This window comes from Candidatus Cloacimonadota bacterium, assembly GCA_028706475.1.
GTDB lineage: Bacteria > Cloacimonadota > Cloacimonadia > Cloacimonadales > Cloacimonadaceae > UBA5456.
In genome coordinates this window covers 1-13686 of the sequence record JAQWBI010000045.1, presented here as the reverse complement: position 1 = coordinate 13686, position 13686 = coordinate 1, and the positions used below count along the sequence as shown (strand labels likewise).

The window sequence follows — 13686 nt, the reverse complement described above, 5'->3', positions numbered from 1 at the left end:
TTGTCGTCAGGATTATGCTACGAGAGGATTTGTCAAGTAATGGATTGTTTATGAAAGTCCGAATCGCAGCATTCCGATGCTACGGAGAGGTTTCGTATCGTAGCATGCTGATGGTAGCCGCCTCCGGAACCGCGGTAGTGCTGAAAATGGATGGAAGATAAGAATATTGTGACGGCTTCGGTCTGCCTTGTGACTTGCCTTTACGAGGGACTCCTCTATGGCTCCGCACCCTCGCTTTCGTCTTCTGCGCTCGCAAGATAAACTATGTGTGATATTGATGCTAAGATTATTCTACGATTCTTACATGTAGAAGAAAAGAGTTATTTCTTCCAATTTCTTTCGATTGGAAGTTCCTTTTGTAGGATAAAACGATTTATATGTTTGGATATTAATTGAATAGTACAGGGTTGCTCTCCAATACGTTTTTTGATTTTATCCTGAATCCTTTAAAATGGTGTCACTCTGGTTTATCTATACTTGAACCTGATATTATCGGGTTATCATCGAGTGAACACAGGAGGATAACGGCTTGATATCAGCTTCAACACTGCATAGAACAAAGGGAAAGAGGAGAATGATCCAAAAGCTCCCTTCGGTCGCTGTGGCAATTCGTAGATTACCACACCAAGCTTGACATGACACTAGCGATATTCCATATTGCAAGCACATAGGTATAGGAAAGATTAGTAATTTATTGTGACAGAGATAGATAGCATAGGTGTCTTGAGCTCCAGGGCATTATCTGTTTTCTTACCTTCAATAAGGCATAATCTAGGATAAACCTACGAAAAAGCCCGGTTTATGTAGAGCCGGGCTATCTTACTAATATGGCGTCTATAAGTACTTTTTAATCACACTTTCGATCAGCGCTTGAATCTCGTGCATACGCGCTTCTGTGGTAGCTTCATAACGGCTTACCAATACGGGAGTGGTGTTGGACGCGCGAATCAGTCCCCAACCATCTTCAAAAGTGATTCGGGCACCGTCTATATCGTTCACGTCATAGCCGCCTTTTATGAATTCGCGGCATACTTTTGCCACCACTTCAAACTTGCGGCTATCCTCACATTTAGTATGCAATTCCGGAGTATTATACATCTTTGGCTGATCCGCCAGATATTGGCTTACGGGCATCGGGCTATTTGCCACAATCTCGATGAAGCGGCAGCTCACGTAGATTGCATCGTCAAATCCCAAATAGCGATCGCCCAGGAACACATGTCCGCTCATCTCACCGGCAAATTCCACACCCAGTTCCTTCATGCGCATCTTGATGTTCGCATGACCTGTTTTGTACATAATCGCTTTGCCGCCGCGTGCATTAATATCGTCATAGAGGTTTTTGGAGCATTTTACATCGGCGATGATGCTTTTCCCGGGGTTTTTATGCAGATAATCCCGGGCCAAAATGTTCAGGATTTGATCCCCAAAGAGCATCTTGCCCTTTTCATCCACCACACCAATTCTATCGGCATCGCCATCAAGGCCGATACCCAGTTCATACTCTGCATCCAGCACTGCGCGAGATAGATCCGCCATGTTCTTTTCTATGGTAGGATCCGGATGATGGTTGGGAAAATCGCCATCCGGGTCGCAATACATCTCTATTACTTCACAGCCTTTACGGCGCAGGATTTCGGGGAGATAGGGTCCGCCAACGCCATTGCCGCCATCCACGATAACCTTCACCGGCCGCTCGATGTGTATGTTTTCGCTGATGTACTTCATATACTCATCGGCGATGCTGTCATTCTTCACCACAGTACCTTCAGCTTGGGCAAAATCTCCCTTCTGAATGAGCTTGAGCAGATCCTGCAAGGCTTCGCCAAATACGCTGTCCATACCCAGATTGAGCTTACAGCCGTTGTAGTGCGAGGGATTGTGGGATGCGGTAATCATGGCACCGCCATCCATTTTCAGCTTCCAAATGGAAAAATACAGGATTGGTGTGGCAACTATACCGATGTCCGTGATGTTGCAACCGGTTTCTCTGGCCCCTTTGATGAAGGCGTCCATAAAGCCCCGGGTGCTGTGTCTGGCATCTCCGCCTATTACAATGGTTTTCAAACCCTTGTTTTGCAGCATTGTGCCAAAGCCTTTTCCGATCAGGTAGTAGCTTTCTTCATTGAGCTGTTCACCCACAACTCCGCGGATGTCGTATTGCCTGAATGCTTCGCCTTTTATCATTGTAACCTCTTCTATATTATTCTTGAATGTCCAACATGCGTTTCAGAGTGGGCAGCATTTCACGAATTGCCAAACCCCGATGTGAGATGCTGTTCTTCTCTTTGTCGCTCAATTCCGCGTAGGTGCGATTTCTGCCTTCAACCTCGAAAATGCTGTCGTAGCCAAAGCCCATATCGCCTCTTTCGTAAAGGGTTATCTGGCCTTTCACTACTCCGCAAACCACTGAGATCAATCCGGTGCTATCCGCCAGAGCCAGTGCAGTCTCAAATCTGGCGGCGCGATTGTCAAGACCTTCCATCTGCAACAAGATCTTGCGCCGATTGTCCTGATAGGAACAACCTTCCCCTGCCCAGCGGGCTGAATACACTCCCGGATCGCCGTTTAAAGCGTCGATAAACAGTCCGCTATCGTCTGCAATACATAACATTCCGGTGAATCGGGAGCCTTCCATGGCCTTTTTGATGGCATTGCCATGGATAGTATCTTTATCTTCTGTAGTTTCTGGCGCATCAGGAAAATCCAACAAGCTATGCAGGACGATGTTGAACGGGGAGAGTATCTCCTTATATTCCTGCAACTTATCGGGATTTCGGGAAGACAGTAATAAAGAAATATTCATTTAGAGCTTTTTCAACCAAGATTTGATGCGGCTGATCAGGTTCTTGTCCAAAAAATTATCCGCTGCTGCGGTGATCTTTTGCATCTGATGCAGGACATCACCTTCTCCGCTCCAATTATCTTTCAATGCTTTCTCATCGATCTCATTCAAGATGAGGTTCAAACCCAAGACCACCAGCACGAGATCGTCCACATAACCGATTACAGGTATAAAATCCGGGATAATATCCAAGGGTAAGACCAGATAAGCGATGATGCCGCTAACAAATAGTTTGTGCTTCATCAATACCCTTTTATCCACTGCCAGGCGACAAACCAGGATAAAGAAATCCGGAAGCATGAAGAGATATTCTCCCAACTTTCCGCCCAGTTTACCAGTCTTTTCGTTGGTCCAGCTTTTGGCTTTTCTGCGCAGATATTCGTAGAACTTCATCTTTACGGGATCCTCCTCGAAGATCCTTTCGTTGATTTCTTTCTGTTCTTCCACAGGGATTTCGCGAGTTTCTAATACTTCATCTGTCATAAGTACCTCCACAAAGAGATAATAATCCGGTATTGCTCTCGGAGTCAAGTGAATTCTTGTACTATCGCTTGCTTTTGCTAAAATGAACATCTCCAAAAAGCATTTGACAGCAATTCCAGCTTTATATATGTGGTAATTGCTTGAAGTCTTAGCAATTTAAGCAAATATACGACATCTGGAAGGAAAACAAATGGAAATCAGCAAAACCTATTCTCCGCAAGACATCGAGAAAAAGTGGTACAAACACTGGGAAGAGAGCGGCTATTTCGCCCCTCGCGGCGAAGGCAAAGCCTTTACCATCCTAATCCCGCCACCAAATGTAACCGGTATTTTGCACATTGGCCATGTGCTAAACAACACACTTCAGGATGTCGTAGTCCGTTATCACAGAATGAATGGCGAACCCACTCTGTGGCTGCCGGGAGTAGATCATGCCGGTATTGCCACCCAGAATGTGGTGGAAAAGCAGCTTGCCAAAGAAGGTATAAACCGTCACCAGATAGGTCGTGAAGCCTTGGTGGATAGGATCTGGCAATGGAAACACGAAAAGGGCGGCATCATCATCGATCAGCTCAAGCTTTTAGGTGCTTCCTGCGATTGGAACCGCCTGCGCTTTACCATGGACGAGATGCTTTCCCGCGCTGTGAAAGAAGTGTTTGTGAGCCTGTATGAAGATGGCCTGATCTACAAAGGGAAATACATTATAAATTGGTGCCCGCGCTGTGTGACCGCCCTGGCCAATGACGAGGTGGAACATAGTGATGAAGAGGGCAATTTGTGGCATATCCGCTATCCTTATGCCGATGGCTCGGGGTATGTAACTGTCGCCACCACACGTCCCGAGACGATGCTGGGTGACGTTGCCGTGGCAGTGAATCCCGCAGACATGCGTTATAAGGATTTGATCGGTAAAGAGTTGCTCTTACCGCTCACCAACCGTCGCATCCCCATCATCGCCGATGATTATGTGGACAAGGCCTTCGGCACCGGATGCGTGAAGGTGACTCCTGCTCACGATCCCAACGACTTTGAAATCGGCAAAAGGCACGATCTGGAGCAGCTTTTGGTGATGGATGAGCACGGCATCATGAACGAATCTGCCGGACCCGATTTCATAGGCATGGAGCGTTATGCCTGCCGGGATAAAGTACTGGAAATGCTATCTGCACAAGGTCTTTTGGAAAAGACGGAGAAGCACGAACACGCCGTCGGCCATTGCTACCGCTGCGATACCGTGATCGAGCCCTATCTCTCGGATCAATGGTTTGTGAAGATGGAGCCCCTGGCGCGTGAAGCCATTGAAGTGGTGGAAAAAGGCCAGATTCTCTTTCACCCGGAGCGCTGGACCAAAGTGTATATGCACTGGATGAACAACATCCGGGATTGGTGTATTTCCCGCCAAATCTGGTGGGGACATCGCATACCCGCATACTATTGCGAAGATTGCGGTGAAATGATGGTGGCAAAAGACGCACCAAGTGCATGCAATAAATGCAACTCCACTCATATAAGGCAAGATGAAGATGTGCTGGATACTTGGTTCTCCAGCTGGCTCTGGCCCTTCTCCACGATGGGTTGGCCGGATGAGACTGCAGACCTGAAACGCTTTTTACCCACCAATGTGCTGATTACCGCTCCTGAGATAATCTATCTGTGGGTGGCGCGAATGATAATGAGTACCTTGCATTTCAAGCAGGTGATCCCTTTCGATACCGTATTGTTGCATGGCACAGTGCGGGACGATATCGGCCGCAAGATGAGTAAATCCCTAGGCAATTCCCCGGATCCCATCGATATTATCGAACACGTGGGGGCCGATGCCTTGCGTTTTTCCATGATCTTCAACACCCCAAAAGGCGCCGACGTAGCTTATAGCGACGCCATTCTGGAATGTGGACGCAATTTTGCTAATAAGATCTGGAATGCCTACCGCTTCATAATGATGAATATCGAAGCCATCGAAGGCTTGCCTACGGCTGAGGAACTGGAACTGGAACTGGCAGACCGATGGATAATCTCTCGCTTGCATGAAGTGAGCCGCGAGGCCCGCGATCATTACGAAAACCTGCGTTTGAACGACGCCGCACAATGCATCTTCCAGTTCTTGTGGGATGAATTCTGCAGCTGGTATATAGAGCTGAGCAAAGACCGTCTGAAGGACGATGCACCCATATCCGGCAAGCTTACCGCCAAGTATGTGCTGTTTGATGTGATGCAGGCCGGAATGAGGCTCTTGCATCCAATAATGCCTTTCATCAGCGAAGAGATCTGGCAGTCCATCAAACACTACTTCCCAATGCCGGAAGAAGCGCTGATCATAGCTCAATTCCCCATCCCAGACGAAACAATGATCGATCCCGCCATCAACGACAATATGAAACTGATGCAAGAGAGCATCACTGCCATCCGCAATCTGCGCAAGCAATTGAACCTTTCTCCGGCTACCCCGGTGAAGATCGTGGTTCGTACCGCAGATAGTGAACAAGATACACTGTTTCAAGACTACAAAGGCTACCTGAACCGCCTGGCAAAAGTGGAGGAAATAGTATCCGGTATGGATGCGATGAAGCCAAAACCCGTCATCAGTGCGGTGGTACGTAATCTGGAGATATTCATTCCCCTGGCTGGATTGATCGATCCCGAACAGGAAAAAGCCCGCTTGGGCAAGCAACTGGAAAAGCTGCAGAAAGAACTCGACGGCATCGCCCGAAAGCTCGGCAATCCGAATTTCATCGACAATGCGAAAGCTGAGGTAGTGGTAAAAGAGAAAGAGAAACATTTGGAAGTACAAACCAAAGCAGATTTGCTAAAGGGACAAATAGCAGACCTTTAGAGAAGGTCCATGTCTGATGAATAGATTTAGGAGAAGCTTGTGTTTGCTCTGATTGTAGCCCCCGTAGATTTCCGGACTGAGATCAAAGGCTTGGGAGAAGCCATATTCTCACGGGATTGGACTCCGGATAGATGCATCAGACTCTATCGTGATTTCCTGCCCAAACCAGTTGATGACAGCTTTTGTAAAAGCACTGAAGATGCCACAATCTTGTGTGAAGGTATCCTGCTATCGCATAAAAAAAGCGAACTGGAACAGATACTAAAAGATGAGCGTCATAACGATCTGGCAAGAGTTCACGGTCAGTTTGGCTGTTTATACATAGATCATATTGCCCGGGAGTTGCGAGTGTACAGCAATGTATGTAACAACTTCCGGCTTTACTATTATCACGCAAATGGAGTCTTAATCATTGCTACCTCCATCAAAGTGATAGTGCGTATTCTAGCCTTGAACGGCATTAAGTGCCATCCCGACGAAATCGCCCTGCGCATGCTACTTACCTATGGTTATATGTTGCGGGATTACTGCACAATTTCAGAGATCAGACACTTTAGCGCTTCTAACATGCTAAGATATAAAGAAGATAAGATATGGGTAGAAAAGTATTTCCGCTTCAAGTACAAGATTACCAATACCAGTATAAAGGACTGTGCGGACGAAGTTCTTGAACTCTTTAGAATGGCAGTGAAACAGGGCTTTGAACGTGATGAGCAGAAAAAGCATCTAGCTTTTATCAGCGGTGGGTTGGATTCGCGCCTGGTTGTCTTTACCGCGTACAATCTGATGTATCGGGATCTGACCTGTCTTAATTTCTCGCAACCCGGATATCTGGATCAAACCATTGGTCGGGAAATATGCTCAAAGCTTGGTTATGACTTCCGCTTCTTTTCCCTTGAAGGTGGAGAATATCTGAAGAATCTGGATGAAAACCTTATATACAATGAAGGTCAGACTGTGCTTCACGGAGCAGCGCATCTGTATGCCGCTATCCAAAGTATGCCTCTCAAAGAGTATGGCATTCTACATAGTGGTCAGGCAGGAGGCATCATCAAAGGAGCGTATCTGCAATCCTCAAAGCATAGTCCGGTAGATTTCTATTCCGGTGCCTATTCCACACGTTTGATACCGACTCTACTGCCATTTATTAAACAGTACCATAATGATTACGAAACTCACGAGCTCTTTATAATGGAGAATCGGGGATTTAATGCTCTCACCAACGGTGATTTGGCTTGTTTGCCTTTTAGTTATACCACCTCTGCCTTGCTTCATCCGGATTTAATCACATATTTATTGAACATCCCCCCTGAATTGCGAAAAGACGCAAGGACTTACCTGTATCTGATAAAAAAGTACTACCCGGAAGCCGCTAAGTTCAAGTGGGAAAAGTATAACTGCCCAATCAATACACCATATTATCTGGCACAGTTACGATATTACACTTGGCGTGGTACAGATAAAATCAAGCGTATGATCGCCGGAAAACCAAATCAGCTTAGCATGAATCCCTTTGACTATTGGTGGCAGTCAAACCCTTCGTTAAGAGAGAATCTGCAGCAGCGTTTTACTCCGGATGAAAGTGTATTATCACGTTATAGCAAAGACCTTCAAATGGACATCCATACTATGTATCGGGACGGAAGCTTTAGCGAGAAATGCCAGGCTTATACTGCACTGAGGGGAACTACCTATCTCCTGGATGAAGACTAAGCTTATACCTTGATATCATTTTGGAGCATATCCCAGCTCTGCGAAGCAGATTTATATTGACAAAAACTGCTTTTACGGGGATTTACGCCTAGAACGTGGGGCTATAGCTCAGTTGGTAGAGCGAATGGTTCGCAATCATTAGGCCAGGGGTTCGAATCCCCTTAGCTCCACCAAACTTTCATGATACCCGGTTTCATACCGGGTTTTTTGTGCTCTACCAGATCGTGACCAGCGAATCTAAGCATCAGTGTATCAGGATCAAAGAAAGCTTACCTCAATATGGTGTGTAGTTTCTTCAACACAATAATATCCTTCACTATAGCAAAGCACAGATCAATCCTTGACAATATCCCCTCTCCCGCAGAATTGCGCAAAATCATTGAGCCAAACAAGATAATATAAAGAGGACCTTATGAAAAAGCTCTTATTTCTCCTAATTGCCCTTTCTGCCTTCCTGCTGAGGGCAAATACTATAAGCGAATCCAGAGCAAAGGCATTGGCAAATTCCATCTTGAACCTGCAATCTGGATCACACTGTATTTCGGGACTTGAAGTCTTGCGTTCGGAACAGGGTGATCTCGCCTATATATATGCTTTAGAACCTACTGGATACATGGTGATCTCCGCCCATGATACACTTCCTCCTCTCGTTGCCTACTCCGTGGATTCCGATTTCGGCTTTCGGAACACCGACAATCCTCTGCGCACAATCCTGAAAGCTGACCTTAGCCATCGCCTGCAATTTTATGATGTATCTTATACAGATACATGGCAACGAGCTGAAACCAGCCCTCGTTCCATAACGCTGGTAAACGACTATTTACTGAGTACAAATTGGAATCAGACCGCTCCCTGGAACACCATGTGCCCGCTTGACCCCATATCCAATTCCCGCAGCGTAGCGGGCTGTCCCGCCGTCGCAATGGCTCAGATCGTAAACCATCTCCAAAGCCTGAATAACACCCGCTTTGACGATAGTGATGATTATTACCACGCTTTTTCCGGAAGGAACTATACCATCGATGATGACTTCGAAACAATGGATTTTCCCTCTTTCCCGGAATTGAACGCTTATCTGGATCAAGTACAGACCGCTTTCAATCACGATGAGCTTCCCTCTTCGGAGCTTCAGGCTGCCTTGGTCTTTGCTTGTGGAACCGCTTGTAAGCAGATTTATTCTTCCCAGGTTTCCGGAACTCTCTCTGTGAATCAGGCTTATGCCGCTTTCCAGAGATTCGGTTTCCCCAATGTTGAGCTTTTGGGACCGGAGCATCCCCAACTATACACCAGGATGATTCAGAACATTGAAGAAGGCATTCCTCTACTGCTGGCAATGGTGACTCCTGCGGAAGATGCCGGACACAATGTAGTCGTAGATGGGCACAATGAAGGCATGTATCACCTCAATTTCGGCTGGGGTGGCCAATACAACGGATGGTATTCTCTCCCGGAAGGCGTTCCCTACAATCTTACCGTGGTTGAGGGAGCAGTTGTTAATCTGCAACCCACCATCGCTATGATTGGTGTGCCCGATGCTCTGGAAATCGCCTCCGGAGGCAGTCAGCAACTTGAAGTAGTGAACCTCAGTGCCTTGACCATGCAATTGGTCGATCTGCAGGTGGGCACTGAATTGAATGCCGCAGAGTGGCAGATATCTCCCGCTCCCGGCATTGCTACCATCGAAGCCTATGGGTCAATAGTCTTTAGCATTACTAATCTGGTACCCACCCGCGACATCATTGAAAGTACTATCCGCCTGGTCTTCGATAATGCCTGGCTGGAAATCCCCATTGTCTTCCGCAACAGTTCCGCTACGGATGATTCCGAATATAGTCCGGTCTGCGTAAGTATTCTGACTAGTCCCAATCCCTTTTCCCAGAGCTGTGAATTCCACGTATCCGGCACCAAATCCCCCATCAACGAACTGCGTATATACAACTTGAAAGGGCAATTGGTGCACCAATCCCACCACAATATTTGGGATGGACGGGATTCCCTGGGCCAAGCCTGCCCTACCGGACTTTATTTCTATAGGATTAATGGTGAAGACTTTTCTAAGAGTGGCAAATTGATTAAGCAGTAGATCGAATCGGTATAGCCCTGATAATGATGTTGAAGTTAGCAACACCATCAGCAATCACTAGTTCATACCAAAATAAGCGCATACTACAATTTTCGCTTGACAAGATTAGCTGCACTTACACAGTAGTTTTGCATTGCTCAATTGGCAAATCACAAATCATTAAGAGGAGTAAAACTATGATCGGTGAGAGAATACGTGCTTTCCGCACCAGTCTTAAAAAGAAACAAATTGAGGTAGCAAAAGACCTCAAACTCAATCCTTCAGCCATCTCACAAATGGAGAGCGGCAAGATCAATCCATCCCTTGAAAACATGCAACAGATGTGGAGGCTTTATGGTGTAGACCTGCATTGGCTGATTACCGGAGAAGGCAATATGTTTAGTGATAGTAAAAAGGGTATAGCTCAAAGCAAGAGTAAAGGCTGGGAAACCCTACAGCAGATGCTGAACAAGAGCCTGGAAGAGATCGCCCGGGCCAAGACAGACCTGGTGGATTCTTCTGTGATAGACATCCCAGTACAAGGAGAGATCGCTGCCGGCCCCCCGGTGGAAAGCAATCTCCCCCATGCAGACACTATCTCGATCCGCAGAGGTCAGATCAAGGGTTCTCCGGGCAGTTTTATCAGCCTTCGTGTAAACGGACACAGCATGGAGCCTTCCCTGCATCATGACGATATTGTAGTAATCAATCAATGTAACGATTGGGAGAAGCTCTCGGGCAAGATCTGCGCCGTGCGCATCGATGGTGCCATCACCTTGAAAATGATGACCATGGATCATAAAACCAGCACAGTGATCCTTTTGCCTATCAACGAAGAATACAATCCCATCCTGGTAAAACCGGATGAACACAACGATCTGACCCTAATAGGAAATGTGGCGTCCCTATTTAGAAGATTTTAAATGCTCTTTGTATACCGGAGATAGTATCATTCTGTGTTTAGATGCTTGAGGTAGGCGGTGAGGTCTATGATCTGTTCTGCAAAACCCAGACCAAAATCGTCGTCGATACTGGCGATCAGCATCGGATACACAGAGCGTAGTTGCGAAAGTACATTCAATAGTACTGCCCGCTCGTTTTTGTTCAATACGTAATATGGATCATCCAGCAAAAGCACTTTGGGCTCGATCAATAGAGTCCGCACAAAACTAAGCAGTTTCAATTCTCCCGCCCGATATTTCGCCGGACGCTGGGAGAGGTCCATATCCAGCCTGAATCTCTGCAACATCGCCGCAATTTTCTCATCCATCACATCCTCATCCAGATCCGGATGCAACCATTTCAGCGGCAGCATCAGATTCTCTCTCAAAGACAGGTTGGAGAGCATAATGCCTTCATCAAAGACATAGCCAAAGCTTTGAATCTGGGGACCTCGTGATAGATACTCCTGTAACCCAATCCCATCAATCAGGATTTCTCCCTCCAAGATTTCATCCAAACCCACCATTGCATTTAGTATTGCGCGAGAAAGGTTCTCGCTGGGATCGTGGATCAGGATCACCCCAGTAAGATCCAGCTTCAGATCCAGCGCTATCAAACCTTCTTTACTACTTACTTTGCAAAACTCGATGATCATCGGAACACCCAAAACAACCAAGTAATCAGTATATCGCTCAGGATAACGGCAAATATCGAACTAACCACTGCCCGGATTGTGCGTTGCGGCACTTCGGTGCTGGCGTGACCCACACTCATACCGTGATAGGTGGATGAAATCGAAATGATCAGGCCAAACACGATGGATTTAATTAAACTGGAAAAAATGTGGGATAGCTTCAGAACTGAGAAGAATTCGCTCATAAAAGCCCCAAACTCCAGCTGATTGAACATCCTGGAAAACAACCATCCGCCCAAAACAGCAACTAAATTGAAGTATAGCACCAGGATTACCATTGACACTACCACTCCAATGATGCGGGAAAGAACCAAATAAGATACGGGTGATATCCCAAAAGACTCTATCAGATCAATTTCCCGGCGCACACGCATATTACCCAGTTCCGTAGAAATAGCTGTCCCGCTGCGCGCCACAACTACCAAAGCAGTGAGGATACCGGAAAGTTCGTTTACCACCACTGTAACCAATACAATGTGAACCCATATCCCCTGGCCAAATCCCGATAACAGGTTTGTTCCCTGCAAGATCACCAGACCTCCAATTGCAAGAGCTAAAAAGCTGATGAGCGGTAAGGCTTCGTAACCGGTAAACAGTATCTGCCGCAACATCACCATGGAACTGACATGGCGATTGGATGGGATATGGAAAACCTCCCTCAGAGTAAGGGCAACAAACAAAAAAAAGCCCATAGCGGACTTTTTTTCGCTTTTATATATGTGATCCACTGTCAACGCTGAGGCGTTACTTCAATATCAGTGTCTTCTTGGTGGAGGTGTAGCGGCTTTGGTATTGAACCTCTACAAAGTATGTACCAGCTTCCACCCAATTGCCAAGGGCGTCGTCGCGCAACCATCTGTAGCGACCTGATTTGTGAATGGGGCCATTGTAAATTGTCTTTACAGTGTCACCTTTCTCATCCAAAACCTGTATCTCGATAATGGCGTCGCCGCTGTATTCCAGGCTGATATCGCAGTATTCCTTCATAGGATTGGGACTGATATCAAATAGCAACAAGGACTCAGTTACTTGGGCCACGAGGCTCAGGCTCATCAGGAGCATAATACCGGCAAGTACTAAAGCTTTGGTTTTCATTTTATTCCTCTCATTATGTTACATCACTTATAATTCTACATGGTTGCAATTTTCGTTCCGATGATACAATTTTTCGCACAAAATGATGCCACCCATCACTCCGGCACGGTTCCCATAGCCGGCATGAACGCATCTCAGGTGCTGTGAAAGAGCAGTTGGAACCAATTCTTTGATTCCCGCTTCCACTTTCTGGATGTTGTATATGGCAAAGTCCATTGCCCCTCCGCCCAATATAAGCAGATCGGGATCCAATACCGTGCAGAGATTTGCCAAGCCACGGATCAAAACCTGTTCGCCCTCTGAAATATACTTATCCACCTCTGGAATACGAGTTCTGGAAGCAATTAAATTGGGCAAATCCAAGCCAGCATAAGGTGAATTGATGTCATGTAAGCGGCGCCTGATCCCATCCACAGAACTGTAGGCTTCCAGACAACCCTTTTTCCCGCATGAACATAACAGGCCATCCGGATAGACTATCATGTGCCCCGCTTCAGCGGCAAAACCATGTGCGCCATGAAAGATGTTCTTTCTGTGCACCACTCCACAGCCGATCCCGCTACCAATCGTGATTCCCACGCATACCCGACATGGTTTCAAACATGCCTCAGCTAAAGCCATCAGATTCGCATCATTATCAGCACAGACTGGAATATCGATCCCCTCAGGTATCAGATCCACAGGTCTGAAATCCGTAAAAAACGGCAGATTGGGATTGTGCCCCACAATCTTGCCTTCGGGATAAGTGATGGTTCCAGGACTGCCTATGCAGATGCCACTGATCCCCTGATTCTCCGTTTCCGAAATGATGTCCAGGACAATCTTGCGAAATCCTTCAATGCTTCGATCAGTAATTCGTTTTACGGCAAAACGTTGTAAACCTAGGTTACTGTTGCCAATGCCGTATTTGAATCTCGAAGCGCCGATATCGATGCCAAGGTACTGTCTCACTGTTCTCTCCTTAACCTATATATTTACATTGTATTTATGGAGCTTCCTATGTCAAGTGTAAAAACCCC

Annotated in this window: 11 protein-coding genes and 1 tRNA gene; 5 read left to right on the top strand and 7 right to left on the bottom strand. The window is 46.5% G+C overall.

Annotated elements, in window-relative coordinates; all coding sequences use genetic code 11:
• Positions 1-834: 834 nt before the first annotated feature.
• The 3 genes from PHF32_07540 to PHF32_07530 are packed head-to-tail and all read right to left on the bottom strand — an operon-like array spanning position 835 to position 3328.
• On the bottom strand, positions 835-2187 hold the full coding sequence (locus PHF32_07540; protein MDD4560569.1) for a phosphomannomutase/phosphoglucomutase: 1353 nt from the start codon (positions 2185-2187) through the stop codon (positions 835-837).
• Between the two features lie 16 nt (positions 2188-2203).
• Positions 2204-2806: an RdgB/HAM1 family non-canonical purine NTP pyrophosphatase gene (gene rdgB / locus PHF32_07535; protein MDD4560568.1), complete on the bottom strand. Its 603-nt coding sequence runs from the start codon at positions 2804-2806 to the stop codon at positions 2204-2206.
• On the bottom strand, positions 2807-3328 hold the full coding sequence (locus tag PHF32_07530; GenBank protein ID MDD4560567.1) for a DUF1232 domain-containing protein: 522 nt from the start codon (positions 3326-3328) through the stop codon (positions 2807-2809).
• Positions 3329-3518: 190 nt separating this feature from the next.
• Here PHF32_07530 and PHF32_07525 point away from each other — a divergent pair, with 190 nt between their 5' ends.
• From PHF32_07525 to PHF32_07505, 5 genes are all read left to right on the top strand, one after another.
• Complete coding sequence (locus PHF32_07525; GenBank protein MDD4560566.1) at positions 3519-6161, top strand: valine--tRNA ligase; 2643 nt, start codon at positions 3519-3521, stop codon at positions 6159-6161.
• A 39-nt stretch (positions 6162-6200) separates the two neighbouring features.
• Complete coding sequence (locus PHF32_07520) at positions 6201-7874, top strand: hypothetical protein (protein ID MDD4560565.1); 1674 nt, start codon at positions 6201-6203, stop codon at positions 7872-7874.
• Positions 7875-7971: 97 nt separating this feature from the next.
• Positions 7972-8047 (top strand) — tRNA-Ala (locus PHF32_07515).
• A gap of 239 nt (positions 8048-8286) precedes the next feature.
• Entirely contained in the window at positions 8287-9957 is a 1671-nt protein-coding gene (locus tag PHF32_07510; protein MDD4560564.1) for a C10 family peptidase, read from the top strand.
• 176 nt (positions 9958-10133) lie between these two features.
• Positions 10134-10859, top strand: a complete 726-nt coding sequence (locus PHF32_07505; protein MDD4560563.1) for an XRE family transcriptional regulator — start codon at positions 10134-10136, stop codon at positions 10857-10859.
• A gap of 26 nt (positions 10860-10885) precedes the next feature.
• On the opposite strand, the gene PHF32_07500 is transcribed toward PHF32_07505, so the two are convergent.
• From PHF32_07500 to PHF32_07485, 4 genes are read right to left on the bottom strand one after another with little or no spacing between them, the layout of a single operon-like run.
• Complete coding sequence (locus PHF32_07500) at positions 10886-11533, bottom strand: ATP-binding cassette domain-containing protein (protein ID MDD4560562.1); 648 nt, start codon at positions 11531-11533, stop codon at positions 10886-10888.
• A complete protein-coding gene (locus PHF32_07495; GenBank protein MDD4560561.1) occupies positions 11530-12264 on the bottom strand; it encodes an ABC transporter permease in 735 nt (244 codons plus the stop codon). Before PHF32_07495 ends, PHF32_07500 begins: the two co-directional genes overlap by 4 nt.
• A gap of 52 nt (positions 12265-12316) precedes the next feature.
• Positions 12317-12667 (bottom strand): hypothetical protein, encoded by a 351-nt coding sequence (locus tag PHF32_07490; GenBank protein MDD4560560.1) that lies wholly within the window; start codon positions 12665-12667, stop codon positions 12317-12319.
• A gap of 27 nt (positions 12668-12694) precedes the next feature.
• Positions 12695-13618 carry an ROK family protein gene (locus PHF32_07485; protein ID MDD4560559.1) on the bottom strand — a complete coding sequence of 308 codons (924 nt, stop codon included), beginning with the start codon at positions 13616-13618 and terminating at the stop codon, positions 12695-12697.
• Between the last annotated feature and the right edge of the window lie 68 nt (positions 13619-13686).